At 65.7% G+C, this 26,390-nt stretch carries 29 protein-coding genes and 1 tRNA gene; 15 read left to right on the forward strand and 15 right to left on the reverse strand.

The genetic code is table 11. From position 1 onward, the window contains the following. Positions 1-627: 627 nt before the first annotated feature. Positions 628-2,355, reverse strand: coding sequence for a radical SAM protein (locus NDI89_RS09260; protein ID WP_277521245.1), 1,728 nt, complete (start codon positions 2,353-2,355; stop codon positions 628-630). Positions 2,356-3,617: 1,262 nt separating this feature from the next. Between NDI89_RS09260 and NDI89_RS09265 the strand changes: the two genes are divergently transcribed. From NDI89_RS09265 to NDI89_RS09275, 3 genes are all read left to right on the forward strand, one after another. Next, positions 3,618-4,196: a winged helix-turn-helix transcriptional regulator gene (locus tag NDI89_RS09265; protein WP_277521246.1), complete on the forward strand. Its 579-nt coding sequence runs from the start codon at positions 3,618-3,620 to the stop codon at positions 4,194-4,196. Positions 4,197-4,277: 81 nt separating this feature from the next. Next, a complete protein-coding gene (locus tag NDI89_RS09270) occupies positions 4,278-4,436 on the forward strand; it encodes a DUF7559 family protein (RefSeq protein ID WP_226005272.1) in 159 nt (52 codons plus the stop codon). Positions 4,437-4,629: 193 nt separating this feature from the next. Continuing rightward, on the forward strand, positions 4,630-5,112 hold the full coding sequence (locus tag NDI89_RS09275) for an Hsp20/alpha crystallin family protein (RefSeq protein WP_277521247.1): 483 nt from the start codon (positions 4,630-4,632) through the stop codon (positions 5,110-5,112). A gap of 1 nt (position 5,113) precedes the next feature. Here the strand turns inward: NDI89_RS09275 and NDI89_RS09280 are convergent, their stop codons facing one another. Together NDI89_RS09280 and NDI89_RS09285 are read right to left on the reverse strand one after the other, a co-directional pair. Next, positions 5,114-6,298, reverse strand: a complete 1,185-nt coding sequence (locus NDI89_RS09280) for an NAD(P)/FAD-dependent oxidoreductase (protein WP_277521249.1) — start codon at positions 6,296-6,298, stop codon at positions 5,114-5,116. 406 nt (positions 6,299-6,704) lie between these two features. Further along, positions 6,705-6,998, reverse strand: a complete 294-nt coding sequence (locus NDI89_RS09285; protein ID WP_277521250.1) for a DUF7521 family protein — start codon at positions 6,996-6,998, stop codon at positions 6,705-6,707. Positions 6,999-7,155: 157 nt separating this feature from the next. Here NDI89_RS09285 and NDI89_RS09290 point away from each other — a divergent pair, with 157 nt between their 5' ends. Continuing rightward, the gene (locus NDI89_RS09290; RefSeq protein ID WP_277521252.1) at positions 7,156-7,407 is read left to right on the forward strand and encodes a CDGSH iron-sulfur domain-containing protein; all 252 of its coding nucleotides are present in this window, start codon (positions 7,156-7,158) and stop codon (positions 7,405-7,407) included. 25 nt (positions 7,408-7,432) lie between these two features. Here NDI89_RS09290 and NDI89_RS09295 read toward each other — a convergent pair whose 3' ends face one another. From NDI89_RS09295 to NDI89_RS09305, 3 genes are read right to left on the reverse strand one after another with little or no spacing between them, the layout of a single operon-like run. Beyond that, entirely contained in the window at positions 7,433-9,919 is a 2,487-nt protein-coding gene (locus tag NDI89_RS09295; protein ID WP_277521253.1) for a heavy metal translocating P-type ATPase, read from the reverse strand. 1 nt (position 9,920) lies between these two features. Beyond that, a complete protein-coding gene (locus tag NDI89_RS09300; RefSeq protein WP_277521254.1) occupies positions 9,921-10,763 on the reverse strand; it encodes a sulfite exporter TauE/SafE family protein in 843 nt (280 codons plus the stop codon). Between the two features lie 17 nt (positions 10,764-10,780). Next, positions 10,781-10,999 (reverse strand): DUF8131 family protein, encoded by a 219-nt coding sequence (locus NDI89_RS09305; protein ID WP_277521255.1) that lies wholly within the window; start codon positions 10,997-10,999, stop codon positions 10,781-10,783. Between the two features lie 99 nt (positions 11,000-11,098). Here NDI89_RS09305 and NDI89_RS09310 point away from each other — a divergent pair, with 99 nt between their 5' ends. From NDI89_RS09310 to NDI89_RS09325, 4 genes are read left to right on the forward strand one after another with little or no spacing between them, the layout of a single operon-like run. Continuing rightward, the gene (locus NDI89_RS09310; RefSeq protein WP_277521256.1) at positions 11,099-11,302 is read left to right on the forward strand and encodes a hypothetical protein; all 204 of its coding nucleotides are present in this window, start codon (positions 11,099-11,101) and stop codon (positions 11,300-11,302) included. After that, positions 11,299-12,114, forward strand: coding sequence for a cytochrome c oxidase subunit II (locus NDI89_RS09315; RefSeq protein WP_277521257.1), 816 nt, complete (start codon positions 11,299-11,301; stop codon positions 12,112-12,114). The genes NDI89_RS09310 and NDI89_RS09315 overlap by 4 nt, the downstream gene beginning before the upstream one ends. Further along, positions 12,107-13,840, forward strand: coding sequence for a b(o/a)3-type cytochrome-c oxidase subunit 1 (locus NDI89_RS09320; RefSeq protein WP_277521258.1), 1,734 nt, complete (start codon positions 12,107-12,109; stop codon positions 13,838-13,840). The genes NDI89_RS09315 and NDI89_RS09320 overlap by 8 nt, the downstream gene beginning before the upstream one ends. Next, on the forward strand, positions 13,841-14,050 hold the full coding sequence (locus NDI89_RS09325) for a CbaC protein (protein WP_277521259.1): 210 nt from the start codon (positions 13,841-13,843) through the stop codon (positions 14,048-14,050). A 16-nt stretch (positions 14,051-14,066) separates the two neighbouring features. Here the strand turns inward: NDI89_RS09325 and NDI89_RS09330 are convergent, their stop codons facing one another. Both NDI89_RS09330 and NDI89_RS09335 read right to left on the reverse strand, forming a co-directional pair. Further along, positions 14,067-15,098: a mannose-1-phosphate guanylyltransferase gene (locus tag NDI89_RS09330; protein ID WP_277521260.1), complete on the reverse strand. Its 1,032-nt coding sequence runs from the start codon at positions 15,096-15,098 to the stop codon at positions 14,067-14,069. A gap of 1 nt (position 15,099) precedes the next feature. Further along, positions 15,100-15,411 carry a DUF7091 family protein gene (locus NDI89_RS09335; RefSeq protein ID WP_226005259.1) on the reverse strand — a complete coding sequence of 104 codons (312 nt, stop codon included), beginning with the start codon at positions 15,409-15,411 and terminating at the stop codon, positions 15,100-15,102. A gap of 596 nt (positions 15,412-16,007) precedes the next feature. On the opposite strand from NDI89_RS09335, the gene NDI89_RS09340 reads away from it, so the two are divergent. The 3 genes from NDI89_RS09340 (at position 16,008) to NDI89_RS09350 (ending at position 18,655) form a co-directional block, all read left to right on the forward strand. Next, entirely contained in the window at positions 16,008-16,898 is an 891-nt protein-coding gene (locus NDI89_RS09340) for a dihydrodipicolinate synthase family protein (protein WP_277521261.1), read from the forward strand. A gap of 187 nt (positions 16,899-17,085) precedes the next feature. Next, positions 17,086-18,015, forward strand: a complete 930-nt coding sequence (locus NDI89_RS09345) for a replication factor A (RefSeq protein ID WP_277521262.1) — start codon at positions 17,086-17,088, stop codon at positions 18,013-18,015. A gap of 1 nt (position 18,016) precedes the next feature. Continuing rightward, a complete protein-coding gene (locus NDI89_RS09350; protein ID WP_277521263.1) occupies positions 18,017-18,655 on the forward strand; it encodes an RPA family protein in 639 nt (212 codons plus the stop codon). 54 nt (positions 18,656-18,709) lie between these two features. On the opposite strand, the gene NDI89_RS09355 is transcribed toward NDI89_RS09350, so the two are convergent. Together NDI89_RS09355 and NDI89_RS09360 are read right to left on the reverse strand one after the other, a co-directional pair. Further along, positions 18,710-19,381 (reverse strand): alpha/beta hydrolase, encoded by a 672-nt coding sequence (locus tag NDI89_RS09355; RefSeq protein WP_277521264.1) that lies wholly within the window; start codon positions 19,379-19,381, stop codon positions 18,710-18,712. Next, positions 19,378-20,358: a VOC family protein gene (locus NDI89_RS09360; protein WP_277521265.1), complete on the reverse strand. Its 981-nt coding sequence runs from the start codon at positions 20,356-20,358 to the stop codon at positions 19,378-19,380. The genes NDI89_RS09355 and NDI89_RS09360 overlap by 4 nt, the downstream gene beginning before the upstream one ends. Positions 20,359-20,517: 159 nt before the next feature. On the opposite strand from NDI89_RS09360, the gene NDI89_RS09365 reads away from it, so the two are divergent. Continuing rightward, positions 20,518-20,940: a DUF8146 domain-containing protein gene (locus tag NDI89_RS09365; protein WP_277521266.1), complete on the forward strand. Its 423-nt coding sequence runs from the start codon at positions 20,518-20,520 to the stop codon at positions 20,938-20,940. A gap of 111 nt (positions 20,941-21,051) precedes the next feature. Here NDI89_RS09365 and NDI89_RS09370 read toward each other — a convergent pair whose 3' ends face one another. Together NDI89_RS09370 and NDI89_RS09375 are read right to left on the reverse strand one after the other, a co-directional pair. Continuing rightward, positions 21,052-21,933: a hypothetical protein gene (locus NDI89_RS09370; protein ID WP_277521267.1), complete on the reverse strand. Its 882-nt coding sequence runs from the start codon at positions 21,931-21,933 to the stop codon at positions 21,052-21,054. Positions 21,934-22,080: 147 nt separating this feature from the next. After that, positions 22,081-22,536 carry a DUF5814 domain-containing protein gene (locus tag NDI89_RS09375; protein WP_277521268.1) on the reverse strand — a complete coding sequence of 152 codons (456 nt, stop codon included), beginning with the start codon at positions 22,534-22,536 and terminating at the stop codon, positions 22,081-22,083. Positions 22,537-22,716: 180 nt separating this feature from the next. On the opposite strand from NDI89_RS09375, the gene NDI89_RS09380 reads away from it, so the two are divergent. After that, a tRNA-His gene (locus NDI89_RS09380) sits at positions 22,717-22,788 on the forward strand. 151 nt (positions 22,789-22,939) lie between these two features. Here NDI89_RS09380 and NDI89_RS09385 read toward each other — a convergent pair. Then, positions 22,940-23,674: an MBL fold metallo-hydrolase gene (locus tag NDI89_RS09385; RefSeq protein WP_277521269.1), complete on the reverse strand. Its 735-nt coding sequence runs from the start codon at positions 23,672-23,674 to the stop codon at positions 22,940-22,942. Between the two features lie 205 nt (positions 23,675-23,879). Between NDI89_RS09385 and NDI89_RS09390 the strand changes: the two genes are divergently transcribed. After that, entirely contained in the window at positions 23,880-24,233 is a 354-nt protein-coding gene (locus tag NDI89_RS09390; protein WP_277521270.1) for a hypothetical protein, read from the forward strand. Between the two features lie 33 nt (positions 24,234-24,266). Here the strand turns inward: NDI89_RS09390 and NDI89_RS09395 are convergent, their stop codons facing one another. Then, positions 24,267-25,112, reverse strand: coding sequence for an alpha/beta fold hydrolase (locus NDI89_RS09395; protein WP_277521271.1), 846 nt, complete (start codon positions 25,110-25,112; stop codon positions 24,267-24,269). Between the two features lie 121 nt (positions 25,113-25,233). Here NDI89_RS09395 and NDI89_RS09400 point away from each other — a divergent pair, with 121 nt between their 5' ends. Then, positions 25,234-25,401, forward strand: a complete 168-nt coding sequence (locus tag NDI89_RS09400) for a hypothetical protein (RefSeq protein WP_277521272.1) — start codon at positions 25,234-25,236, stop codon at positions 25,399-25,401. Between the two features lie 91 nt (positions 25,402-25,492). Here NDI89_RS09400 and NDI89_RS09405 read toward each other — a convergent pair whose 3' ends face one another. Further along, positions 25,493-26,353, reverse strand: a complete 861-nt coding sequence (locus NDI89_RS09405) for an aldo/keto reductase (protein WP_277521273.1) — start codon at positions 26,351-26,353, stop codon at positions 25,493-25,495. Positions 26,354-26,390 lie beyond the last annotated feature (37 nt).

Raw genomic sequence — 26,390 nt, forward strand, 5'->3', positions numbered from 1 at the left:
CCGAGATCGGGACTCCATTATTGCCCGCTAATGGTGGCGGTCGAACCGCGATACCGATCGATCGCTCGAACCGTTGCGATCGAAACGAGTATCAGCGCGAGGGTGACAGGCACCGTCGTCATCGAATCCGGCGGCGTAACGAGGGGCGTAACGTTGACACCGATACTGCCGCCGATTCCGACGGTCCAAAAAGTGCGCTCGGAACGGCTAGGCGGCGTCTCCCGACCTCGAGACCGTCGGACACAGAGGGCTGCGTAGACGGCAACTGCGAGGATCCCGAAAACCAGCGTCACGAGCGTCCACTTGACTCGGTTTGCGCCTCGTGCGGTTGCATCCCTCTAGACAGCAGAAGAGAGGCATGCCGTAATCACGACAAAAAGGAGCGTGTAAATCATAAATCCGATCTCAGACGGAATCGGGAAACTGAGGAGATCGATCATAACAATCGATCTCATCATCAGCATATGAAATTTATTATTTGGTTGAGGGTACGAAAGTTACTGATATCGGTCAACGAGTTGTTCACGGAACGGTCCGACAGGAATCGATTCACCTGCTCGTCGAGACCGCCGGGCGATCAGAACGTCACCGGGACGCTCGAGTCCCGTCGAGCGAATCCACGAGCGATCAGTCCGCAAGTTCGAGCGGCCGCGTCGTGACGAACCGAGAGAGGTCGAACTCCGTGCCGAGATCGGCGTCGGCGATCGACTCGTAGGGGCGGTTGACGACGATGTCGCCCGCGGTGCTGTCGCCGATACCGGGGATCGCGGTGAGCTCGTTCATCGAGGCCGCGTTGAGATCCAGCGGGTACGGGACCCCGGTTACCGAGCGGTAGCCGTGATCGACGACGGCGACGTCGATCGTTCGGCCGAGTTGACGCTCGCCCGGGATCCCGACCAGCAGGGGATAGGTACCCAGCTGGCGGCCGAAGGTCTTGCCGTCCTGGTGGTACTCGAGGTGGATGTCCGGGAGGACGGTCCCCGGCGGTGCGACGCGCTCGAGCATCGGATTGTCGATCTCCTCGCGGACCCGCTTCTTGTAGCGTTTGAACAGCTGTTTGTGCTCGTTCGCGATCTCGGCCCCCGTGTCGCTCATGTCGGTGCCGTCGAAGGCCATCACCTGCCGGATGTTGATCCGCCGGAGCATGTAGCCCTCGTCGTAGACCCGCTGGAGGAACGCGCGGTTGCGCTCGTAGGTCTCCTCGCGCTCGCCCTTGAGTCCGTGTAAGAGGTTGATCCCGGGGAGGAGCTTGGGGAGTCGGCGCGGCGCGTCGTCGCCGAAGGTGGGCGCGTCGGCGGGGTCTTCACCGGGTCGCCAGCCGGCTTCCTCGTTGACGATCTTGACCGCCTCGAAACACTCCTCGGCGCTGACGTTCAGGTTGTTTTCCTCCTGGACGACCGGATCGGCCGACTCGAGGCCGAACGCGGCCGTGTCGCCGGGCGTGTTGTGCTCGGCGATGATCCGGATCCCCTCCCGGCTCTGCTCGGGCCAGTTGACGATCGTGATGGGGTTCATGTTGTCCAGGTGGAGCGTCTCGAGGTCGGGCGCGACCTCGCGGATCCCGCTGTAGAGCTGTCGAAGCGCGTCCGGGTTCGGCGCTTCGCCGTCGCCGCCGTACGCGAGGATGTCGGCCTGCCGGCCGATTCGGAAGTGTTTGACGCCGAAATCTGAGAGCGCGTCGACCTCGCCGACGACCGTCGGCGGCGGTCGGAACGAGGGGTTGCCGTAGAGCGGTTCCGTGCAGAACGAACAGCGATACGCACAGCCGCGGGAGGTCTCGAGTTCCGCGATGAGGTGCTCCGGATGATTGGGGTGTTGCTCGACGATGAAGGCACCCTCCTGGGCCCACCGCGAGACCTCGTCGATGTCGCGCATCCGGTTGTTGAAGCCCTCGAGGCCGCTCTCGACGAGGTCGAAGACGGCGGCCTCGACGTCGCCCTTGGCGACGAAATCGAAGTCCAGATCCTGACGTTCGGTCTCGGTCGCGCCGGCGTTTTCGTCCCCGACGCCGAACTTGACCGGGCCGCCCATCAGGCTCGTGCCGTTGGCGGTCCAGGCGAGCTTTCGGACTTCGTCGGGTTCGGCCGGCGTACCGCCGACGTACTTTCCGGGAACGGTCATCCCGCCGAGGTAGATCAGCAGATCCGCCTCGTCGACGTCCCGCCAGTAGTCGGGTTCGTCGCGAAGCCGATCGATCGTGTGGTACGTGATCTGTCCGCGCGGAACGCCCGCGTCCACGAGCGCGCCCGCTGCGTACCGGGGGTACGTCGAGATGTACGGCGGCACCCCGAAGTGTGCGGGCTCGTCGACGTAACCGTCGACGATCGTCACCGACAGCGTCTCGGGGTCAGTCATGGCTCTCGATAGCGCCTCGAGCGGTAAAACGGTAACTACACGCCGTCGATCGCCCCTCGAGTGCGCGTTTCGCGACGGCGGATGCGGCAGGCCGCCGTGGAACACTCGCTTCCGTCGGCCTCCTCGATATCTCCGACTTCTCCATCGAGGTCTACCGAACCGAATCAACAGGAATCGGATCGGGCAGGATTCATTAATTTAATGATGTTTGAAGCGATGATATTTGATACTCGTGACAGATGAAAGTGTGAGGGTCGGAGAGACACGACGCGTCCATCCTGAGCCATCGTTCCGTCGGGCCAAGCCGGCTGGAGACAGTGACTGACCAGTAGCATAACAAAGGGAGTATGAGCCGGGGGACGGAGACTCGAGTGCGGCTGTGTACGACCATCGTCGCGATACTCCTCGCGACGGTTCTCATCGGAGGAGCGACGGCAACCGCCGCTGCCGTGACCAACGGTGAAACGCTGACTGCTGAGACCGACGAGACACAGCGACCGGTCTCGATTCAGGACAAGCCCGATAAACCTGGGAGACCCAATAATCCAGGCAAGCCAGACAAACCCGGGAAACCTGACAAACCCGGCAAGCCAGACAAACCCGGGAAACCTGACAAACCCGGCAAGCCAGACAAACCCGGGAAACCTGACAAACCCGACAAACCCGATAATCCAGGCAAGCCAGATAAACCCGACAAACCCGGGAAACCCGATAATCCAGGCAAGCCAGATAAACCCGACAAACCCGGGAAACCCGATAATCCAGGCAAGCCAGATAAACTCGACAAACCCGGGAAACCCGATAATCCAGGCAAGCCAGATAAACTCGACAAACCCGGGAAACCCGATAATCCAGGCAAACCAGACAAACCCGACAAACCCGGGAAACCCGATAACCCAGGCAAACCAGACAAACCTGATAAGCCTGACAAACCCGAGCAACCGGACGAGTTCGACGGTTCGAATGACTCTGCGGATTCAGCCGATGGCCTCGGGTCGGTCATCTCGAGCACTGGGATCGGACCGATCTCAGACGGCGACGGAGCGGCCCGGACGAGCGAGAACGGATCCGGAGATACGACCCCCGATAACGCAACCGGTTCGACTGCCGGTGAAGACTCGACGGGCGAGTCGTCGCAGTGGGGACACTCTATCAGTATCGCGTTCGCGGCTCTCTTCTCGACAGCACTGACGAACAGTTCGACGGTCGGACTCTCGTCGCTTCTCGTCGGTCAGTGGTCGTCTCTGCAGGGGACGATTCGGATGACGGCGGCGGCGCTCGAGGAATCGGGCACGGATCAGTGGCGATACTTCGGCACGCTGTTCCAGTACAGTCGGTTCGACGATTCCGATCCGCTCGCACACGACTCCCGCCGAGAGATCTACCACAAAATCGGGACCGATCCCGGGATACACCTCTCCGAACTCGCGGACGCGACAGACGCCTCGCTGTCGACGATCCGACACCACCTCAGGATTCTCGACGAGGAAAACCTGATCAGCTCGAAGAAGGTTCGCGGGAATCGCTGTTACTATCGCGGCGATACGATCGAGGACGTCGATATCGCACTGCGGATCGCACTCGAGAAGCCCGCGACCAGGCGGCTCCTCGAGACGCTGGCCGACCGCGGCGCCGCACAGACGACGACGCTCGCTGACGAACTCGATCGGCATCCGAGTACGGTAACTCACCACCTCTCGACGCTGGAAGAAAGCGGGCTCGTGGTCCGAACTCGCGACGGATCGGCGATCATGACCCGTCTCGAACCCGATATCGAGCGAACCGTCGAGCAGCGGTTGCGAACGGGTCCTGCCGGCGTCCCGGGCGGCGACCGCGAGTAGTTCGCCCGCGAGGGACACCGATGCCTGCAGTCGTCGTGGGTGAAGCCAATCTTGATTAGTTCGGCCCCCCAAGGGCTGCGTATGCCTCCGACGGAAGAAGTCGTCTGTACTGCCGACGATTGTTTTCTCGACATTTTCGAGAACCACTACACCTACGACGTGCCGGACGAGTTCAGCGTCTCCGAACTCTCGTGCCCGGTCTGCGGCGGGACCGATTGCCTCGAGCGCGTCGAACTCTGAGCGGTGACCGTGCGACTCGCTCTACAACCGATCGTGACTCGACCGGAGACAGCTTCGTCAGACGTTTCTTTTGGCGTAGCAAAAGGGATTTCAACGGGGATATCGTAGTGATTACCACGGTTATGCCCTCAATACATTGTCAGGTTCCCGCGACCGCCGCCAGCGTCGCTCACACCGCCCGGGGTGACCACCCGTGAGCCTCACAGATCTCGGTAAATCGGTCGGTAACGCCCTCTATCGACAGGTCGGTCGCGCGAACGGCCGCGTCCAGAACTACCGATCGCTTCCCGTCGACATCCTCGAGAACGACACCTCCTATCGCGTCGTCTTCGACGCGCCGGGAGCCGAGCCGGACGACGTCCAGGTCCGCTACCTCGAGGGCAACGTCAGGATTCGCATCGACCGGTTCCGGCGGTTCCACGAGGGGTACGAGATGCGGTTCCCCGGCCGCGGGATGTCGCTGAACGGCGAGGCCGAGCTACCGACCGACGCCGTCGTCGATCCGGACGCCGGAACGGCGACGCTCAGCGAAACGGGAACGCTGAACGTCGAGATTCCGAAGCGATCGTCCGTCGGGGATGCCAGCGAGACCGTAGATGGGGGCGAGACGGCCGACGAGACCGACGGGACCATCGAGTCGGAGACGGACACGGAACAGGTCGCCATCGACGACTGAGTCAGGTTCGATCGATCGCCATTCCCTCGACGACATCGAACGACTCGTCGCCGTCGAATCGCATCGGATCGAAGGCGTCGATCCCAGACCCGCCGAGTATTTCTTCCGCGACCCGCCGTCCGATCGCCGGCGCACGCATGAAGCCGTGGCCCTGGAACCCGGTCGCGACGTACAGTCCCGTACCGACCTGTCCGACCAGCGGGTCTCGATCGGGCGTCGCCGTACAGAGGCCGGCCCACGCCCGCTCGAGGTCGCCGTTCGCGACCGCCGGGACGCGGTGGGCGACGCGCTCGAGGAGGTCGTCGGCGAAGTCCGGGTCGGCCTCGCGATCGTACGCGTCCGGGTCGGCCTCGCGTTCCTCGGTACCGTCACCGGCGAGGAAGCCGTGGTCGTGGGGCCGCAGGTAGAAGTCGCCGGTCGCGTCGTAACACATCGGCTCCGCGAGGTCGCCGTCCGCGACGAGGGCCTGCACACGATAGGGTTTCACGGCGAGGGGGATGCCGGCGTCCGCGAGCAGGTCCTTCGTTCGCGCGCCGGCGGCCACGAGCACCGCATCGACCTCGTGGCTCTCGCCGTCCGGAGGCACGACCCGTGCCGGATCGGTTTCCACGGCGACCGGCGTGTTCGTCTCGAGGGTCGCGCCGGCACCGGTGGCTGCGGCGGCGAGACAGGCCGTGTACTCGGCGGGGTCGGTGTAGCCGGCGGCACCGGCGATTCCCGCGACCGCGACGTCGTCGGTCCGCAGCGCGGGGAAGCGATCCGCGAGCGCGTCGCGGTCCAGTTCGAAGGCGACGATGTCGTTGTCCTGCATGCGACCCACCTGTTCGCGGACGGCGTCGGCCCGAGCCGCGTCGCCCTCGCGGGCGAGCCAGACGTAGGGACACTCGACGAACGGGAACGTATCGTCGCCCGAAAGCGCGCGAAACCGTTCGATCGCGTCGCCCGCGATTTCGGCGTCGAGGCCGTCGGCGAAGGCGTCGTAGCAGATGCCGGCCGCACGGCCGGTCGCGTCGCTCGCCACGGTGTCGCGATCGTAGAGAGTCACGTCCGCGCCCTCGCTCGCGAGGTCGTAGGCCGCGGTCGCGCCGACGGCTCCCGCGCCGACGACCGCCACCTCGAGGCCCGCACCCCGCTCGATGAACGCGTCCGCGCCGACGGCCGGCTCCGGCTCGCCGTCGCCGCTCATGAGCGACCACTCCCCCGTCTGGGTTGGCAGCGTCGACTCGAGTCGTATCCATCGAACACCCGTTCCCCCAGGTCATCGGGATCGACTTGCATGACCCCAACTCGGGCCGGGGTCTACTTACCTCTGGGTGGTCGCGGTACGGGTTGCCACCGGCGGCGCTCCTCGAGCGGCGCTGTCCGGCGGACGGGATCCGTACTCATCACGTTCGAGACGGGAGGAAGGGGGGGGGTACGACGGCAGGGTGGAACTCCATGGTTCAGTGTCGGTTCTCCCTGCCGTGGGAGGCACGTACGACTGTCGTCGCAATACCGTTGTTCCCAAATCAGTTAGGTAGCCTCAGTCATCGAGCCGTCCGACCCCTCGGTCGCTCGAGCCGGACTGCGGCCCGTGCGGATCGAGACCCGCTTTACGTGACGTACAGGGAGTACGCGATCACGAGGAAGCCGGCCAGCACGAGCAGGCTCTCGAGCAGAATTCCCGTTGCGAGGGGTAACTGAAACACTTCGGTGAGCATCCCGGCGAGCACCAACCCGAGCGTGACGAGCCCGAATCCCAGCGAGAGATACCCCAGCGCGGGCTGGCGCGTCCGGCGGTAGGCCTTGTACGCGAAGAACGTGATGACGCCGCCGACGACGAGGACGAGCGTTTTGACGACCGCGAGCGCGATCGCGGTCGGCATTGCCGCGGCGTAGAACCACATAGCTGTGCTCACTTCGATATTCAATACCTGTAGTAAGAACCTTGCCGTTCCCGAAGGGCGTGGGACGTGCCAGCCATCCCCTCGGCTCGCCGTCCGGTTCGATCCGATCCACCCCTCGAGCGAAGGGTTTTGTCGCCGGGCTCCGAACCCCTCTCCGATGACGCGACTCGTCGAACTCGAGGGAGACGGACCGCGCAAACTCGACCCGTCGGACATCGACGACGAGAAGGGAGATATCGCGGTCTGTCAGTGCGGCCTTTCGGAGTCGTTCCCGTTCTGTGACGGCAGTCATCGGCGGACGAGCGACGAGGACGAGGGAACGACGTACGTCTACGAAGACGGGGAGCGCCGAGCGGTCGAGCGAGTCGTGACGACTGACGACGGGGACGGAAGGGACGCGAGCGAATAGGGCGGGAAGGAAGGCCGGCGCTCGGTCAGAGCGACCGCGCCGAGTTGCAGACGACGAGCGCACTGCTCGCGGCCATCGCGACGGCCGCGAACAGCGGATTCAACAGGCCGGCGACCGCGAGCGGGATCGCGACCGCGTTGTAGGCGAAGGCCCAGCCGAGGTTCTGTCGGATCCGCCGATGCGTACTCGCGGCGATGTCGAAGGCGTCTGCGACGGCCGTGAGGTCGTCGTCGACGATCACCGCGTCGGCCGCGTCGGTCGCGAGCTTCGTCCCGCCGCCCATCGCGATGCCGACGTCGGCGGCGGCCAGCGCGGGCGCGTCGTTGCTCCCGTCGCCGACCATCGCGACCGTCCCGCGAGCCCGCAGCCGATCGACGGTCTCCGCCTTCGCTTCCGGTGGGACGCCGGCGAAGACCTCGTCGACGCCGTCCAGTTCTCGGAACTCGTCGGCCGCCCGACCCTCGTCCCCGGTGAGGACGACCACGTCGCGGCCCGTCGAGAGCGTCTCGAGTGCGTCCTCGAGCTCCGTTCGTGGCGAGTCGCCGACGGCGATCACGCCGCGGGCTCGCCCGTCCCAGCCGACGACGACGGGAACGCGACCGGCGGTTCGAGTCTCGTCGATCCGCGACTCGAGGGCCTCGGGAACCGCGTGTCCCTGCTCCCGGAGGTAGTCGGGATGGCCGACGGTGACGCGGTCGCCGTCGACGAGACCGCTGACGCCGCGGTCCGCTCGCTCGAATCCCTCGACGGCGCGTGCGGGGGTGCCGTCCGCGGTCGGGGGCGCCGCCGCAGCGTCTGCCACGGCCGCCGCGATCGGGTGTTCGGAGAGGGCTTCGACGGTGCCGGCGCGCCGGAGCAGTTCGTCGGCGTCCGGGTCGCTATCCTCGCCGTCGTCACCGTCCACGGTGTGGACGGCTTCGACCGCCATCGTCCCGGTCGTGAGCGTTCCCGTCTTGTCGAGCACCACGACGTCGATACCGGGCGCGTCTTCGAAGATCGTCTCCGTCGCGACGACGATTCCGCGCTCCGCCGCGGCCTGAACGCCCGCGGCGATGGCCAGCGGCGTCGCGAGTCCGAGCGCACACGGACAGGAGACGATCACGACCGTGAGCCCGATCAGCAGTGCATCCGACGCGCTCGAGCCGGTCAGGAGGAGGACGGCGGCCGTCCCGACGGCGAGGGCGACGACGACCGGGACGAAGACCGTGGCGAGCTTGTCCGCGAGCCGCTGGACGCCGGGCCGCGCGCTCTGGATCGACCAGAGCAGGGAGACGAGCCGGTCGAGTGTGCTCTCTGCCTCGTCACCCACCGCGACGACGACCGGGGCGTCGGTGACGACGGTCCCGCCGCGGACGAAATCGCCCGGCCCCTTCTGCGCGGGCAGGGACTCGCCGGTGACAAGCGACTCGTCGATCGCTGCAGTTCCCTCGACCACCTCGCCGTCGAGCGGAATCCGCTCGCCCGGACGCACGAGGAGCCGATCGCCGGGTTCGACTGCCTCGAGCGGAACCGTCTCACCGCTCTCGAGACGGGCCTCGCCGACCTGTCGTTCGGTCAGCTCCGAGAGGAGACCCGTCGCACGGCGCTTGACCGTCTGCTCGTAGTGAGTACCGGCGGTCACCACGAGAACGATCGCGACGGTGACGTCGAAGTAGAGGTGGAGTTCGCCGAGCAGCATCGCGATCACGCTGTAGGTGTACGACCCCAGCGCTGCCGTCGCGACGAGCAAGTCCATGTTCGGCCGGCCCGCTCTGAGACTGACGTACGCACCGCGGAGGATCGGGTAGCCGGTGTAAAACAGGATGAACGAGGCCAGCAACCAGATGTTCGCGGCGAGGAAGAGCCCGTCGTAGCCGCCGAAGTCGGCCACCGGCTCGAAGCCGAAGTAGGTCGGGTACAGAAAGAGGACGTACCACACCATGACCATCATGCCGAAGAAGCCGCCCAGCAGGAGCGAGACGAGCCCGTCGTCCGCGTCCGTCTCGTCGTCGGCGGCCCGATCGGCCGCGCTGTAGCCGTGGCCCGAGACGAGGTCGGGAAGGTCCTCGGCCGCGACCCGGTCGGGGTCGTAGACGATCCGGATCGTGTCCGTCGCGTAGCTGGCCGTCGCACCGAGGACGCCGTCTTCGCCCTCGGCGGTCGCCTCGAGGAAGGCCTCACAGGTCGAGCAGTGCATTCCCTCGACGGCGAGGAACGCGTCCTCGCCATCGAGATCCGCGAGGTCGCGGTCGTCCACCTCGTCCCGTCCGACCCGCGACCGCACCGCCGACTCGTCGGGGACGTCGGGTTCGTCCGTCCGCTTGAGCGTTCGGGAGACTTCGAGACAGCCCTGACAGCAGAACGAACCGTCCGCATCGGCTGCAGTGACGGGGTCGGCGGGGGTCGGGAGGTCACAGAGGTCGCACGTGGCGGCGTCATCAGCAGGGCCGCTCGCGGTCGGGTTCCCGCTCGCGGTGCCGGAGTCCGACGCGGAGGCGGGCCGATTCGTGGGCGGCCGCGATTCGTAAGTCATGTTAGAACGGTTGAGCGAACGGGACCGGAACGTGGGGCAGGTGGATGCCGTACAGCATCAGCCCGTGCGAGAGCGGAATGTAGCCGAGGACGACGAACGCGGCTCCGAGCCCGCGGTGGAGGCGCACGCGCGTGTCGGCATCGATTGACGTCAGGACGGTGCCGTAGGCGAACAGGGTCGGGATCGTCCCGAGGCCGAGCGCGGCCAGCGAGAGTGCGCCGCGCGTCGGCGAGCCGAGCGCGAACGCGTAGAGGTAGGCCGGATAGATGATCGGACACGGCATGAAACCGTGGAGCGCGCCGAGCGCGACGATGCCCGGCGACGTCGCGAGGCGGTCGATCCGACTCGAGAGCAGTCCCGACAGTCGGCCGAACAGCGAGCCGACGACGGGGAGCCCGTGACCGGGGACCGCGGTTCGACCCCGGAGGTAGTACGCCCCGCTCACGATGATCGCGATCCCGACGAGGATACCGGTCGCGCCCCTGACGGAATCGCCGACCGCGGCGACGGCCTCGCTCGAGGCGATCGTCACTGCCCCCAGCAGGCCGAACAGGCCGCCGATGGCCGCGTAGCTGGCCGTCCGGCCGAGGTTGAACAGCGCGTGCTGGCGGACCTCGTACCCGGTGAGCGTGTCCTCGCGGCGCTTCTCGCTCGCGGCGCCGATCCGATCGGCGTAGGCCGTCACCAGCGGACCGCACATGCCGAGACAGTGTGCGCCGGCGAGCAGACCCACGACGACGAGGACGAGGAGATCCGCGTTCTCGAGGCCGGATCGAGAAATCGACGCGGCCTCGAGTGCGAGCGACGGCGGGTTCGGAACCGCCGCGAGTGGTACTGGAACCATCTGAGAGAAGCGAGCGCTCAGCTCGCGGTGCCGTTGCCGTCACCGGGATGGCCGTGTCCGTGCCCGCCCTCGACCGGCGTCGTCGCGATGTACAGCGACGCGAAGATGATGACCAGGTTGATCCCGCTGACGATGCCGGCGAGTGCCGAGTGGGTGATCCCGTAGACGAGGACCGGAACGAACGCGAGTAATCCGACGGCAGCCGCGTGCCGCGGCGTGACGCTCTCGAGAGTCATACCAACCAGTGGGGCCGTAAACGGCTTAAAGAGTGGTGGTGTTCCCACGGGTCGGGAGTGGCAAGGGGCTATAAGTGGTCACCTTGCTCTACAACCACTATGGCTTCGGCAACGGAAACAGGCGAGACCGATCAGGTTCGCGAGATCGGTCACGAGGAGTACGATCCGGTCGGGACGGCGATCCTGATCACGATCTACTTCCTGATACTGGTACTGTTGTGGGTGTTCATGTACTTCGTCGAGTTCCTCGGTAACGGGCCGACGGTCGTCGGCGCGGTCCTGACGGTGGTGGGACTGGCATGAACATCCACACCTACGAAAAGGCGTGGCTGGTCGCGGCGATGGTGTTGATCGTCGGCTTCATGGCGACGATCACGTACGGCGCGGTCGGGCCCGGAATCGCGATGATCGACGACGACGGCGGGACGATCGATCCCGCCGAGATCAACGATCACGAGCGCTTCGGCGAGCCCGGCGTCGAACACGTCGGCGACGACGAGTACGAAGTCGCCGTCGTCGCACAGGCCTGGTCGTACACGCCCGAGCAGATCGAAGTCCCGGCCGACAGCGAAGTCACGTTCTACGTCACGAGCCGGGACGTGACGCACAGCTTCTCCGTCGTCGGGACGAACGTCAACACGATGGTCATCCCCGGGCAGATTTCGGAGATGACCGTCCGGTTCGACGAACCGGGCGAGTACGGCATCCTCTGTAACGAATATTGCGGTGAGTACCACCACACGATGGAGGGGAAACTGAACGTCGTTCCGGAAGACGAGTTCGACCTGACCGAGCTGTCCGTCGACGCTCCCAGCGAGGTCGAGGCGGGCAACGAGACGACGATCACGGCGAACGTGAGCAACGGGATGCAAGAGGACCTCGAGACGACAGTCGCACTCGAGATCGGCGATCAGGGATCCGAGCGGGACGTTACGGTTCCCGGTGACGGCAGCGAGGAAGTCGAATTCACGGTCGACAGCGCCGAACTCGGCGAGGGCGACCACGACTGGACGGTGACCGTCGACGACTACGAGGAGACCGGAACGCTCACAGTCGTCAACGCGACCGACGGCGGTGACGGGAGTGCCGCGAGCGGAGGTGACGGCGATGCGTAACGCCTACGTCGACCAGTTCCCGGCCGAGGCGAAGGTGATCAAGGCGGCGTTCTGGAGTTCCTTCCTCGCGCTCGCGATCGGCGGCTCGCTCGGGCTGTTGCAGGCGCTTCACCGGACCGACGTCCTCCGCATTATGGAGGCACCGGACTACTACACCGTCCTCACCGCCCACGGCGTGTTGCTGGCGATCACGTTCACGATCTTCTTCCTCGTGGGCATCTTCACGTGGGGCGTGACGACCAGCCTCGATCGCGGGCTCGTCGATCTCCGATTCACCTGGGGCTGGTACGCGATGATGGTGGTCGGAACGGTGCTGGTCGGCGTCTCGATCCTCGGTGGGGTCGTGGACGCGATCCCGATGAACGCGGACGTGCTCTTTACGTTCTACGCGCCGCTGCAACCGCATCCGGCGTTCTACGTGGGGCTCGTGCTCTTCGTCGTCGGGACCTGGCTCGCCGGTGCCGACTGGTTCCGGACGTGGTTGGCCTGGCGCAGTGACAACCCCGACGAGCGGATCCCGCTGCCGACGTTCATGGCCCTGACGACGACCCTGTTCTGGTACCTCTGTACGCTCGGGGTCGCGCTGTCGATTCTCCTCCTCCTCCTCCCGTGGTCGCTGGGGATCGTCGACTCCGTCAACCCGCTGCTCACCAGGACGCTGTTCTGGTACTTCGGGCACGCGGTCGTCTACTTCTGGCTGATGCCGGCGTACATGCTCTGGTACGTCATGCTGCCGAAGCTCTCCGGCGGGAAACTGTTCAGCGACCCGCTCGCACGGGTCGTCTTCGTGCTCTTCCTCCTGCTATCGACGCCGACCGGGATCCACCACCAGTACCTCGATCCCGGCATCGCCGAGGGGTACAAGTTCATCGCGATGACGAACACGATGTTCCTGCTCCTCCCGAGCCTGCTGACCGCCTTCACCGTCGTCGCCAGCATGGAACACGGCGCGCGCCAGCGCGGCGGGACGGGCTATCTCGGCTGGCTCAAAGCGCTTCCATGGCGCGATCCGGTCTTCACCGGGATGGCGCTCGCGGGCCTGATGTTCGCCGCGGCCGGCTTCTCCGGCATGATCAACGCGGGGATGAACATCAACTACCTCGTCCACAACACGTGGTGGATCGTCGGTCACTTCCACCTCACCGTCGGCACCGCCGTCGCGCTGACGTTCATGGCGGCCGCCTACTGGTTCATCCCGCAGGTCACCGGCAAAGAGCTCTGGAACCGCTCGCTCGGTCTGGTCCAAGTACTGGTCTGGTTCGTCGGCATGACGTTCATGTCCAACGCGATGCACCGCTCCGGGCTGTTCGGCGTTCCCCGTCGGACCGCGGAACCACAGTACGAGAACTTCGCGTTCGAGCCCGCAGCCGGCAGCATGGGCGAAATCAACGCGCAGGTCGCCCTCGGCGCGACGCTGTTGACGGTGTCGCTCGCCCTGTTCCTCCTGAACATGGTCATGACGTCGCTCGGCGGTTCCAGCGACGAGATTCCGGACAACACCTACGCCGAGACGCTCTCGGGGCCGGAGGACGCCCCCGTGGTCCTCGACAACCTCAAGCTCTGGACCGCCATCGCGACCGTGCTCGTCATCTTCGCGTACACGCTCCCGCTGGCGAGCATCATCGACGCCGGCGGCCTGTTCGGCCCCGGCATCGACGGCTTCCAGCTCGCTATCGAGGCCGGTCCCGCGTTCGTCCTCGAGTCCGTCCGCGAGGTGATCGCCTAGATGCGCATCTCGAAGGGGGCGCTACTGGTCGTCATTGCCGTCCTCATACCGTTTATCGTCGAATTCCGGACGGCGCTCTCGTGGTTCGGGATCGAGATCTCCGTCCTCGAGTCGCTCGTGCTGGGCGCGGTCGTCGTCCTCGCGATCGTGATCTGGGCGGTGTGGCCGCCAAACGGTGACGCGGAGGCCGAACCGACCGGCTCGAGCTAACCCGCAGTCCGATTTTTCAGAAGGCGTCGCGGTCGCGAAGACGGGCGACGACGTCTCGAACTCGCTGTGACGAGTCGCGCGGAGCGACGAGGATTCGGTCGTCGAACGCGGCGACGATCAGGTCGTCGACGTCGAGCAGGGAGACGTGTGAGCCGGGGGCGGCGACGACGTTGTTCGACGCGTCGATCGGGAGGGCGTCTCCGGCGACAGTTCGATTCGCCGCGTCGTCGCTATCGGTCTCGAGCACCCGTCCGACGGCGTCCCACGTCCCGAGATCGTCCCAGGCGACCGACAGCGGCGTCACGAAGACGTCGCTCGCACGCTCCATGATCGCGTAATCGACGCTCGCGGGGTCGATTGCGTCGAATCCACGGTCTGGTTCCCCCTCCTCGAGCGCGTCGACCAGCGGCGCGAGCGGGGAGTCACGCGCTTCGCGCAACAGCGCGCTGGGCGTCCAGGCGAAGATGCCGGCGTTCCAATAGGCCTCTGACTCGAGGAGCCGGGTTGCTTCCTCGCGATCGGGTTTCTCGGTGAATCGCTCGACTGCGGCGTACTCACTGTCCTCGCCGAACTCGGTTCGGTCGGGGACGACGTAGCCGTACCCCGTCGCAGGTCTCGTCGGCTCGACTCCGAGCGTGACGAGGCCGTCCGTTTCGGCCGCGAGTTCGGCGGCGCGCTCGAGTCGAGCCGCGAACGCCGCGTCGTCGTCGACGTGGTGATCGCTGGGCAAGCAGACCAACACCGGCTCCGTCTCGAAGCGGTCGCGCAGTCGCCATGCCGCGTAGACCAGCGCCGGGCCGGTATCTTTGCCGTCGGGTTCGATCAGTACGCCCGCCTCGGGTGCGTGTTCGTGGATCTCGTCGGCGAACGATTCGCGGGTGAGGACGTGGCGCTCGTCGGCAAACGTCGTCCGATCCATCGTCCGCGAGAGGAGGGAGCGCTCCCCGACGAGCGGGAGGAACTGTTTCGGGCGCGTGCTCCGGCTCGCGGGGTAGAGCCGACTCCCGGTTCCGCCGGCGAGGACGCACGCGATGACTGGCCGGTCCATCTCACCAGGTCTCGATCCGTCCCTCGCGGACGTCTTCGGCACAGCCCTCGCAATCGGGATGGCCCTGCTCGTAACAGGCCGGTCGGAACTCCTCGTCGAGCTTCGCCGCCCGCTGTTCGGCGTACCGCCGGCAGACGATCTTCGCCCGTCCCGCGTCGTCCGAGGGGAGCCCGCGGGCGTTCTTCGCCACCTCGTAGGAATCCCGCGCCTCGTCGAGTTGCTCGTCGGTCGATCTGCGAAGCTCCTCGAACTGCTCGCCCGCCTCCTGAAGCGTCGAGCGGAGGAACCGCTCGATCTGACGCCGATCCGGCATTGCCCCATCGTTCGGTCGCCGGGAATATATACTGTCGGACGAGGGTGCGACGCCACCCCGGTTCTGCAACCGACCGTCGAGCCGATCACTGCAGTCGATCCGTCGATCACTCCGGGACAGTCAACCGGAACGCGGTGGCGCGCGCTGTCGGGCGCCCTCCCTTTCGGTCGGGCGGCCGACGACACAGCGCGAGGGATGAGCGAACGACCGATAGGGAGTGAGTGAATCGGCTGGGGAGGGTGTGGCGATTCCTCGTTGCCGCGATAGCAGAACGCTCGTCTCCCAGGAAACCATCCCCCATGGAACCATCCCCACGGAATCGTCTCCAACAGAACCGTTCCGCTCGGAGATCATCCGCTGCTCGCTCGTCCGACTCACAACCCTCTCGACTACCTGGATCACACGTCTGTAACTCGAATCGCATCCACGAGACTGGTCTCCAGTACCCGTGTCGTCGACGCTGTTTCCACACCGCTCGCAGCTTTGCAGCAGACCCCACTGTCACAGCCCACCGGTTGGCGAGCGATTACTGATTCTCGAGGACGAGTACCGGCGACTATGCGAACGGTTTTGACCGAATGGACCAACGAGAAACTATGACGATCACCGATGCGCTCCGCGGGATCACCTGTCCGACCGTGACGCCGTTCGACGACGGATCGATCGACGAGGCCGCGCTCGCCGACCTGCTCGAGCACCTGCAGGCGGGCGGCATCGACGCGGTCTTCCCCTGCGGAACGACCGGCGAGTTCCCGGCGCTGACGGCCGACGAGCAACGGCACGTTATCGAGACGACCGTCGACCACGCCGAGGTCCCCGTGGTCGCGGGGGCGGCGGCGACGAGCGTCGCGGACACGGTCGCCGCCATCGACCGCGCCGCCGACGCGGGCGCCGACGCCGCCGCGATCGTCGCGCCGTACTTCACCACCGCGAACGCGCCTGCCGGCAACGAACGGTTCTTCGAAGCGGTCCTCGCGGACGCGTCGCTCCCCGTCTTGCTGTACAACATTCCGCAGTGTACGGGCCAGCGGATCGAACCGGAGACCGTCGCCGCCGTCGCGGACCACGAGCGGGCGATCGGGATCAAGGACTCGAGCGGCGACCTCGAGTACTTCCTGTCCGTGCTCGGAAAGACGCCCGACGAGTTCCTGTGTCTGCAGGGGTACGACGCGCTGTTGGTCCCCGCGCTGCGAATGGGTGCCGACGGCGGGATCAACGCGCTGTCGAACGTCGTCCCAGAGGTCCTGGGGGAGGCGTTCAACGAGTCCGACGACGAGCGCGGTCGGGAACTCCAGCGCGACGCCATCTCGCCGCTGTTCGAGGCCTGTACGACGCACGACTTCGCCCCGGCGACGAAGACCGCACTCACCGAACGCGGCGTTATCTCCTCCGACGAGGTCCGGCCGCCGCTCGTCGCCGTCGACGACGCCGGTACCGAGTCGATCGGCGGCGCCCTCGAGAGCGCACTCGCGGTCGGAAAGCGGTAGCGGAACCCGGCCGTCCGACGGCGATCACCGATCCCGCGGCGATCGCCGCACTGGAACTGACTCCACGACGCCGTCATGCGGTTTCTTTCACCGCCGTTCACTTCCGCTCCGGTGGCGGTAGTTTAAATACTATCGGGCGCGAACGGACGTATGCCTCCCAGTGAAACCAAAGAGGAGGCGTGAGACAATGAGCGACGTACGACAACACGCAGACGACATCCACGAGCAGTTTTCGGACCACCTCGACGTGAGCGTCGAGGACGTCGAAGAGCGCCTGACCACGCTCGTCGACGAGTACAAAGTACCGATGGACGAGGCGCGCCGGAGCGTCACCAACCACTACCTCGAGGAGGCCGGTCTCGAGCGCGAGGACATCTCGAGCGGCGACAGCGAGAAGGCCAACATCGAGGACGTCGACGAACCCGAGGAGTGGATCGACCTGACGGCCAAGGTCATCGAACTCTGGGATCCCCGCAGCGACTCGGTCGCGCAGGTCGGTCTCCTGGGCGACCCCACGGGGACGATCAAGTTCACTAAGTGGGCCAAGTCCGACCTCCCCGCACTCGAGGAGGGAACGGTCTACGAGCTTCGCAACGTCGTCACCGACGAGTACCAGGGCCGGTACTCCGTCAAACTCAACTCGACGACGGTGATCGAGGAGCTCGACGAGGACCTCGAGGTCGGCAACGACACGAGCGAGGTCGAGGGCGCACTGGTCGACATGCAGAGCGGCAGCGGCCTGATCAAGCGCTGTCCCGAGGAGGGCTGTACCCGCGTCCTCCAGAACGGGCGCTGTAACGAACACGGTGAGGGCGAAGGCGAGTTCGACCTCCGCATCAAGGCCGTCGTCGACGACGGCATCGACGCCCACGAGGTCATCTTCGACAAGGACGCCACCGAGGACCTGACGGGCCTGAGCTTAGAGGAAGCCAAGGACATGGCGATGGACGCGCTGGACACGACCGTCGTCGCCGACGAGATCAGGGACGACATCGTCGGCACCTACTACCGCATCGAGGGGCCGACCTTCGGTCGGTACGTCCTGGCCGACGACGTCGAGGAACTGGACGAACCAGCGGATCCAGAGGAACTGCTGATCAAAGCGAGGTCGATGTAATATGAGCCAGTCAGAACTCACCCGCGAAGTCGCCCGCCGCGTCTTCGCCTCCGAATTCAACGATTCGACGTACGCGTTCAAAGAGAGCGACGACGAGCGAGCGCCGAACTTCGCGCTCCTCCCGACGGGCGACCGCGCGAACCGCGTGTTCGTCGTCGGCACCCTCACCGAGACCGAGGACGTCGGCGACGACAGCGAGTACTGGCGCGGTCGCGTCGTCGACCCGACGGGGACGTTCTTCGTCTACGCCGGCCAGTACCAGCCCGAGGCCGCCTCGGTCCTCCGGGACACGGAGCCGCCGGAATACGTCTCCATCGTCGGCAAACCGCGCACCTACGAGACCGACGACGGGACCGTCAACGTCTCCCTGCGACCGGAGTCGATCGCGGTCGTCGACGACGCCACCCGCGACCGCTGGGTCGTCGAAACCGCCCGACACACGCTCGATCGAATCGAGGCCTTCGAGGAGTGGGAGGCCGAACAGGAAGCGCCCGAAAGCGGCTCGACCGCACCGACGAACGAGTACGCCGAGATGGCCCGCGAACGCTACGACTCGCCGGTCGTCAACTACCGCAACGACGTGATTCAGGCGCTCGAGAGCCTCGAGACCGTCGAGGACGACGCCGAAGCGACGGCCTGAGCGCGGGCCACACCGATTCTTTGTTTTCGAACCGATAGCGGCTGCTGATTCACGCTATAGGATCGCCTCGAGCATCGCGCCGATCGCGTCGAACTCGTCGTCGGTGACTTCGTGACCCGTGTCGGGATAGCGCCGCTCGTCGACCGCGGCGTCAGCCCCCTCGAAGACTCGAACCGTCTCGGCGACGCGCTCGCGCTCGACGTGCGGGTCGTCCTCCCCGTAGCCCACGAGGACCGGGGTTTCCTCGAGCGAGCCGTCGATCGTGGTCGAACGGAGCTCGTCGGTCGACCCGGGGAGCAGCCCCGAGAGGACGGCAAGTCCGCCGTAGCGGGCCGGATTGTGGCGGGCGAACTCCGCGGCGACACACGCGCCCTGCGAGAAGCCGGCGATGACGGTCCGCTCGGGTGGGACGTCGATCGCTCGCGCGGCCTCGAGCGCGGCGGCCACGCAGTCGACGCTCGAGGAGAGCCACGGTTCGTTGTCGGCTCGCGGTGCGGTCGACGGCCGCGGATACCACCGGCTTCGCTCGGCCTGCGGCGCGAGGACGGCGAGTCCGTGTCGATAGATCGGTTCCATGAGGTTGATGATCCCCTGTGCCGTCGCGCCGCGGCCGTGACAGCAGATCAGCGCCGCGTCGGCGGCCAGTGCGGGCGCACCGGCCGTGAGGAGCGGCTGACCGGCGTGGGGTCCCGAGACGGCGTCCATCGGGCGACCCGATCCCGTCATCGGTCCTCGATATCTGCGGGTTCCTCGTCGTCCGATCGTCCCGTCGGGACCGACAGTGTCGGGAGCTGGCTTTCGATCAGGTCCCGATCGTCCTCGAACCAGTCGGGCAGGTACAGCGACTCGCCGGGGTCCGTTCCGGGCTCGCTCGCCGCGACGCCGTCGGTTTCGGTCGCCAGTTCGAAGAGGATCCCGCCCGGCTCGCGGACGTACAGCGAGTGGAAGACGTGGCGGTCCTTGACGCGGGAGACGTCGTAGTCGCGGTCGTCGAAGAGTTCCCGCCACTCGTGGAGGTCGTCCTCGTCCTCGACTTGGACCGCGACGTGGTGGAGCGTTCCCGTGCCCTCGCGGCCGAACGGGGCGTCCCGATCCAGCACGTCGACGACCGCGGCCCGCGATCCGCCGGCACGATACCGAATCCGGTCGCCGTCTTCGCCGTCGTGCTCGAATCCGAGCGTCTCGAGCGTTCCCGCAGTCGCGTACGGATTGACCGACAGCGTCGTGACGCCGTGGAGCCCGCGGATCGCGCGGTCACTCGGAACCGGTCCGGCAGCCCAGTGTTCGATGTCGCTCGGCACCGGCGGCCCGGCCACGAGTTCGATCTGCGTCCCCGCAGGGTCCTCGAGCCGCAGCACCCCGTCGCCGAATCGCTCGAGTGGCCCCTCGACCGCGACGTCGTGATCCCGGAGCCGCGTCTCCCAGTACTCGAGGGAGTCGGTCGGAACTACGAACGAGACCGACTCGAGCTGTGGTTTTCCGGCCCGGCCGGGGTCGCCGTGGGGATCCGGGAAGTGGGTCAGGACCGTCCCCGGCGTCCCGTTCGCGTCGCCGAAGTACAGGTGGTGCTGGAGGATGTCCTCGAAATTGACCGTCTGCGTGACGAGTCGAACGCCGAGCACGCCCACGTAGAAGTCGATCGCCGTCTGTGCGTCCCCGACGATCCCCGTCACGTGGTGGAGCCCCGGCGTGTCGGACAGCATGAGCCCCGATTGGGTCTCCAGATCAATAGCCTGCGTGGTCGGAGGCAGCTTACGCCGACTCGCACGCCGACTCGAGCGCTCGCGTCGACGGCCCCCTCGTCGACGCCACCGCTCGTCTGACGAATTGTTAAGTATCGGGAACAACGAATGCAGTTATCGATGGGGAACAAGAACAAGACCATCTCGTTTCGGGTCAACGAGGACGCGTTCGAGGCGCTCCAGGCCATCGCCGAGGAGCGCGACATCTCGCTGTCCGCCGTTTTCCGGGACTACGTCGATCAGCTCGTCGAACACGACGGGCAGGTCGAAGTCGTCCCCGAGGCCGAACTCGAGGCCCGAACCAGCGGCGACGGCGAGGGCGACGACATCTCGTTCCCGCCGACCGTCGAAGTTCCGAAGCGCTTCATCCGCGAGCACGAGCGGCTGGAACTCGAGGCCGAACACCTCCGGGAGCAACTCGACGAGTACAAGGGGTACGTCAACGACCTGCAGGACCGACTCGAGGATGAGGAAGACGAGGTCCTGTTGCTCGACGAACTGGACGAGTTAGAGGACGACGACGAATCGTACCAGCTGCGGTAGCGATCGGACGACGGCCGCCCCGCTCGAGTCGACCGTTCGAGGTACGTGAGTTCGACGACGACGGGCCATATCGGAGCGCGAAACGCCGTATCTGTACTGCCACCGGGCACATCACACCACGAACAGCGCCGTTACGATCCCGACACCGACCGTCCCGGTCAACAGACCGAAGAGCAGCGCTCCGCCGCCGGACGGGACGTCGTCGAACGGGCTGGGAGACAGATGGAGCGTCCCGTCGGGCGGTTGGGCCACGGTGAGATTCCCGTCCGTCGTCGAACGCGCAGTGTCGTCTCGAGCGGTCGCGTATCCGAGAACGCTGACCGTCTCACCCCGCTGGAGCGTCTGTTCGGCGTATTTCCGTTTGCTCGCGTCGACTACCAGCCCCGTCGCCATCGGGTCCGCGGAGAGTCCATCGGTCGCGTCGACGAAGTCGGCGACCCGCGGCGGCGGCGACTCTCCGTAGTCCGTTTCGACGTGCACGTCGAACGAATCGAAAGAACATCGCAATCCCGCCACGGAAACGCCGTTCGACTCGAGCACTCGAGCCGGCGTGAACGTGTCATCCGTCTCGTTCCCGACGGTTCGATCGTCGATATCGACGAGCACCCGCCCGCTCTCGTCTTCGATGTGAAACGGGACGGACCGAACGCCGCACGCCGCGGCCTCCCAGCTTCGCGTCTTCGGGGTATCGTACAGTTCGTCGATTTCCCACGCGGAGAGGACCGACCCCGGATCGCCTTTGATCGGGGACGTAAACGTGCTCCCCTCGTCGCTCGGGACGACCGTCCCTCGGACTCGGACGACGTCCGACGACTGTACGTCCGCGATCTTCGATCGCGGTGTCTCACCGACCAGCATCGCTTTCTGGCGCTGTTTCCAGCCGATATAGACGGAGAGACAGCCCGCGAGCAAGAGGAGAACGCCGGTCCACATCGCGAGTTCCCTGAGGACGCTGCCGATCCAGCCCCCGGCGAACGATACCGATTGCAACACGAGCGGTGATAGGTACCGACCGATGATAATTGTACTCCACCGCTCCCAGCGCGGCGACAAAACGGACTTCCCACCGCGGTCTGCAGAAACGGACGTCGAGAGGTGCCGATCCGGGACCGGGCAGCGCCCACTACTCGAGGAGCCCGATCATCGCTCGAGTTGCTGTTTCGCACGCCGGATCTCGTCGTACTTCTCGTCCGCGCCGTCGACGCGAGCGAGTCCCTCGGCCGCCTCGAGCGTCCGCACGCCGTTGTCGAGGAAGGAGAGGACGTCGCCGGCGTAGGCGTAGACCATGTAGTCGTCGGTCATCACGTCGACGATCGCGTCCGGGCCGAGTCCCTGTGCGCGCAACTCGAGCAGGTACCGGATGAACTTCCGCTCGGGGCAGCCACAGTAGGGGTTGTTGTCACACCCGCAGTCGAGGAAGTCCTGCGTGAAATCGAGGACCCGGTCCCGCGTCGCGTCGTCGAGCTTCTCGAGGCCGTCGCCCTGAAAGAGCATATCCAGCGTCGCGCCCTTGAACGCTCCCTTGGGGATGTTCGTCTCGAGCTGGGAGCTGAGCTGCCGGTGATTCTTGATGTAGATCTTGTCGGTGATGGCCACGCGTGTCGGCTCTACCGGCCGTGTGCCGAAAAACGTCTCGGTCGCGAGCGGGGCTCGAGTGCGGCGAGCTACCACGGATCACTCAGGGCGGTCGAAATCGCGCGTTACGGAGTCCCACATGCGATCGCAGAGTCGTAACGTATTTTAGTCCAACCGGCTGTAGAGTAACCTGTACGCGTGTCCGGGTTGGGGTAGTGGTTATCCTTCAGCCTTGTGGAGGCTGAGACGCGGGTTCGATTCTCGCACCCGGACTTTTCCGCGACGAACAAAGTGAGGAGTGGAAAAGCCGGAAGGCGAGAATCGAATCAGGGAGTGGAGCGAACGCAGTGAGCGGAACGACCGTGGTTCGATTCTCGCACCCGGAATGAAAGCGCACAGCCGATATCACACGACCGCTCTCGCGTTACAGCGTGATCGTCTCACCATCTTCCGGGACGAGGACGTTCTCCGTCGCCGAGCGCAACTCCTCGCGTGTGAGCAGGCAGTGGTTGATGGCCTCCATATGAACGACGACGACCGTCGCGTCGGTGGCCTCGCGGACGGCGGCGACGTCATCGACGCCCATCGTGATCGGCTCGCCCTGATTGAACTGTGCTTCACCGCCGTTGAGGACGACCGCGTCGGGGTCGAACCGCTCGAGCGTCCGTTCGACCTGCTCGTACCAGACCGTGTCGCCGGCGATGTAGAGCGTCTCGTCGGCCTCGAGAACGAACCCCGAAACGGGCCCCATCTTCTCGGCTAGGTCGCCGTGTCCGTGGCGACCGGGGGTCCGGGAGATGGTGACGCCGTCGAACGAGACCGAATCGTCGACGGGCCGTACGTCGGTGAAGCCCTCGTCGACGAACGCGTCCGTCTCGGCGGGCTGACAGAACAGCGGGACGGCCGCGTCGAGGTCCGCTTTCGCGGCGTCGTCGAAGTGGTCGGTATGACGGTGAGTGACGATCACGGCATCGTACGACAGGTCGACGTCGGGCATCGGCACGAGCGGATTTCGGCGATCGTTCGGCGTGTTCTGTATCGACGGGTTCTCTCCGGGGGACGCAAACATTGGGTCAACGAGAAACGTCGTCTCGCCGACGGTCACGAGGAGCGTGGCGTTACGGACGAGCGTTACGCTGCTATTGGGGTTCGGTGACATACGACGTATCCTTTAGCGAGGGGCAGGTTGTGGCTTGCGGTGGATCGGCCCCAATGCACCTGTTGTATGAACTCGACCTCGTCGCCAACGAAGTGAACGCGGTTCGTTCCCGTCGATTCTCGCATCCGGGCCGGTTCTCTATTCGCCCGAACTGTTCGTCTCACCGAAGCGCAGCTTTTTATGTCTCGTTCCGCCAGTAGATGGCATGGTTCACGGGCTGGAGCCGACCGAGGAGTACGACGGCTCCATCGTCGTCCATCTCCTGGACGACACGGCGAGGAGGGAAAAAATCCGCTGCGGATCGTACGAGGAAGCGATCGCTGTCGTGAGGGAGAACTACCGCTCGGTCACGGTCGCGAAGATCGTCGATCGGGACGGAAACGTCGTATTCACGTCTTCGGACATGAATATCGACGACTGGGAGACCGAGTGGGAACACGCGAAACGTCGCCTGTCCGTCGACGTCGAGGAGTACGATTGTCCGTACGACAACGTCGCCTGTTTCGCCGACGATCACTGCATTCAGTGCCAGATCGACGCGGTCAAAGAAGCGTACTGAACGCGAACCCCACCGCCGTCTCGGGACACCCGTTCACTCCGCGCCCTCGAGGAACTCGGTCAGTCGCTCGACGAAGTACGCCGGTCGCTCCTCCGGGATCCAGTGGCCGGCGCGCTCGATGACTTCGCTTTCGACGTCGGTCGCGACCGCCTCCATGTCCCTGATCGGGAGTTCGCGGAAAGACGCCGCGCCGCCGAGGGCGAGGACGGGCATCTCGAGGGGGTCCTGAGCGTGGTCTTGGTTGTGCTCTGCGTCGGCATCGTAGGCGCGGTAGTACTCGAAGCCGCCCCGCAGCCCGCCGGCCTGGGAGTAACAGCGGACGTACTCCTCGCGGGCGTCGTCGTCGATCGCCGTCGGGTCGTACGCCCCCTCACTGTAGAACCAGTCGAGATAGAGCCGCTCTCGGCCGGCGACCAGCCGTTCCGGCAGGTCGCGAACGCTGTGAAAGCGGGTGTGCCAGAGTTTCTTCTTTTGATCCTCGTTGACACCGGGAAGTCCGGCCTCGAGAACGCAGAGCGCCCGGACGTCCTCGCGGTACTGAGTGGCATAGGCGTAGGCGGTCGGCATCCCCCAGTCGTGACCGACGAGCGCGATCGGCTCGTCGTCGAACCCGAGGTGGTCGACGAGTTCCCGAACGTCGGTCGCGACCGTGTCCTTGTCGTACCCCGAGACGGGGGCCTCCGAGTCGCCCAGCCCGCGGAGGTCCGGTGCGATGACGGTGTACTCCGCCGCGAGTTCCGGAATCACGTCCCGCCACTCGTACCAGGTCTGTGGCCAGCCGTGGAGCAACACCAGCGGCGGTCCGTCACCGGCGGTCACGTAGTGCAGTTTGACACCGTTGACGCGGGCGCGTCCGTGCTCGAGATCGTTACCTGTCATCGTACGACAGAATTAGGTGGCTGATATATCAGCTTTCGGCTGTGAACCCGCCGACATGCAGTCGGTACGATCGGCGATCCGCCCCGCGGATAGATATCGAAGGACAGTGTACCAGTGATCGATGGCCGGAACGGACGATACGTTCGAGTGTGACGCCTGTGGGAATCGGGTGTCGGTCGACGAAGCGCGCCGAACGAAGACGATGGGCGGGCTCGATCCGACGAGGTGGCAGACGGTTTGCTGTCCGGCCTGCGGATCGCGACTGAAGACCGTCTTCGTCGGCGAGTGAGGATTCCGCGAACGGTCCGACGGACGCCTCGAGGGGACTGCCGGCTGTCCCTCGAGCGGGGACCCTCGAAAGTCGAACCGCAGTACCGCGCTCACTCCGCCGCGTTCGTCAGTCGCTGTACGTCCTCCTCGCGCAGCGCAAGCTGCGACGCGGCGACGTTCGACTCGAGGTGCTCGGTGTCGGACGTGCCCGGAATCGGCAGCATCACGTCCGAGCGCTCGAGCAGCCACGCCAGCGCCACCTGCCGTCGCGTCGCGTCGTGGTCGTCGGCGATCTCGTCGAGGAGGTCGCCGTGTTCGGCCAGATCGTCGCCGTTGATCGGAGCCCACGGGATGAAGCCGATCCCCTCGTCGTCGCAGATCTCGAGGACCTCCCGGCTCCCGCGGTCGTTCAGATTGTACCGGTTCTGGACGGTTTCGACCTCGACCTGTTCACGGGCCTGATCGAGGAGTTCGGCGGAGACGTTACTGACGCCGACCCCGTCGACGAATCCCTCGTCTTTGAGCTCCGCAAAGGTGGCGACGGAGTCCTCGAAGTCGGTGTCGCCGTCCGGTCGGTGAAACTGATAGAGATCGATGGTATCGGTCCGGAGTCGGTCCAGCGACGTGAGTACCTGATTGCGGATGTAGTCCGGGTCGCCGTGGGCGATCCAGTCGCCCTCGCTGTTGCGCAGCAGGCCGGCCTTGGTCGCGACCAGTACGTCGTCGGGGTCGCCGATCGCCTCGCCGATGAGCCGTTCGCTGACGGCCGGGCCGTAGGAATCGGCCGTGTCGATGAGGTCGACGCCGCAATCGACCGCGTGCTGAATGACTTCGCGCGCGGTCTCCTCGTCTTCGGGCGACCCGATGATGTCCTCGCCGGTGATCCGCATCGCACCGAACCCCAGCCGGTGGACGGTCGAATCGCCGATCTCGAACGTGTCGCTCTCGTTTGTGATCGAGTTGCTGCTCACGTCCTCACTACCGAACCGCGGGCGGATAACCGTTAGC

The organism is Natrinema salsiterrestre (assembly GCF_029502005.1).
GTDB classification, from domain to species: Archaea; Halobacteriota; Halobacteria; order Halobacteriales; family Natrialbaceae; genus Natrinema; species Natrinema salsiterrestre.

Coding starts and splice junctions, on each gene's coding strand:
- NDI89_RS09330 (WP_277521260.1), bottom strand. CDS start 15,098: ATGGACCGGCCAGTCATCGCGTGCGTCCTCGCCGGCGGAACCGGGAGT.
- NDI89_RS09280 (WP_277521249.1), bottom strand. CDS start 6,298: ATGAGCGGCGACGGCGAGCCGGAGCCGGCCGTCGGCGCGGACGCGTTC.
- NDI89_RS09290 (WP_277521252.1), top strand. CDS start 7,156: ATGACGCGACTCGTCGAACTCGAGGGAGACGGACCGCGCAAACTCGAC.
- NDI89_RS09265 (WP_277521246.1), top strand. CDS start 3,618: ATGACGGCGGCGGCGCTCGAGGAATCGGGCACGGATCAGTGGCGATAC.
- NDI89_RS09300 (WP_277521254.1), bottom strand. CDS start 10,763: ATGGTTCCAGTACCACTCGCGGCGGTTCCGAACCCGCCGTCGCTCGCA.
- NDI89_RS09260 (WP_277521245.1), bottom strand. CDS start 2,355: ATGACTGACCCCGAGACGCTGTCGGTGACGATCGTCGACGGTTACGTC.
- NDI89_RS09305 (WP_277521255.1), bottom strand. CDS start 10,999: ATGACTCTCGAGAGCGTCACGCCGCGGCACGCGGCTGCCGTCGGATTA.
- NDI89_RS09400 (WP_277521272.1), top strand. CDS start 25,234: ATGGCCGGAACGGACGATACGTTCGAGTGTGACGCCTGTGGGAATCGG.
- NDI89_RS09350 (WP_277521263.1), top strand. CDS start 18,017: ATGAGCCAGTCAGAACTCACCCGCGAAGTCGCCCGCCGCGTCTTCGCC.
- NDI89_RS09325 (WP_277521259.1), top strand. CDS start 13,841: ATGCGCATCTCGAAGGGGGCGCTACTGGTCGTCATTGCCGTCCTCATA.
- NDI89_RS09340 (WP_277521261.1), top strand. CDS start 16,008: ATGACGATCACCGATGCGCTCCGCGGGATCACCTGTCCGACCGTGACG.
- NDI89_RS09335 (WP_226005259.1), bottom strand. CDS start 15,411: ATGCCGGATCGGCGTCAGATCGAGCGGTTCCTCCGCTCGACGCTTCAG.
- NDI89_RS09315 (WP_277521257.1), top strand. CDS start 11,299: ATGAACATCCACACCTACGAAAAGGCGTGGCTGGTCGCGGCGATGGTG.
- NDI89_RS09270 (WP_226005272.1), top strand. CDS start 4,278: ATGCCTCCGACGGAAGAAGTCGTCTGTACTGCCGACGATTGTTTTCTC.
- NDI89_RS09395 (WP_277521271.1), bottom strand. CDS start 25,112: ATGACAGGTAACGATCTCGAGCACGGACGCGCCCGCGTCAACGGTGTC.
- NDI89_RS09285 (WP_277521250.1), bottom strand. CDS start 6,998: ATGTGGTTCTACGCCGCGGCAATGCCGACCGCGATCGCGCTCGCGGTC.
- NDI89_RS09360 (WP_277521265.1), bottom strand. CDS start 20,358: ATGCTGTCCGACACGCCGGGGCTCCACCACGTGACGGGGATCGTCGGG.
- NDI89_RS09295 (WP_277521253.1), bottom strand. CDS start 9,919: ATGACTTACGAATCGCGGCCGCCCACGAATCGGCCCGCCTCCGCGTCG.
- NDI89_RS09390 (WP_277521270.1), top strand. CDS start 23,880: ATGGTTCACGGGCTGGAGCCGACCGAGGAGTACGACGGCTCCATCGTC.
- NDI89_RS09365 (WP_277521266.1), top strand. CDS start 20,518: ATGGGGAACAAGAACAAGACCATCTCGTTTCGGGTCAACGAGGACGCG.
- NDI89_RS09355 (WP_277521264.1), bottom strand. CDS start 19,381: ATGACGGGATCGGGTCGCCCGATGGACGCCGTCTCGGGACCCCACGCC.
- NDI89_RS09310 (WP_277521256.1), top strand. CDS start 11,099: ATGGCTTCGGCAACGGAAACAGGCGAGACCGATCAGGTTCGCGAGATC.
- NDI89_RS09385 (WP_277521269.1), bottom strand. CDS start 23,674: ATGTCACCGAACCCCAATAGCAGCGTAACGCTCGTCCGTAACGCCACG.
- NDI89_RS09320 (WP_277521258.1), top strand. CDS start 12,107: ATGCGTAACGCCTACGTCGACCAGTTCCCGGCCGAGGCGAAGGTGATC.
- NDI89_RS09345 (WP_277521262.1), top strand. CDS start 17,086: ATGAGCGACGTACGACAACACGCAGACGACATCCACGAGCAGTTTTCG.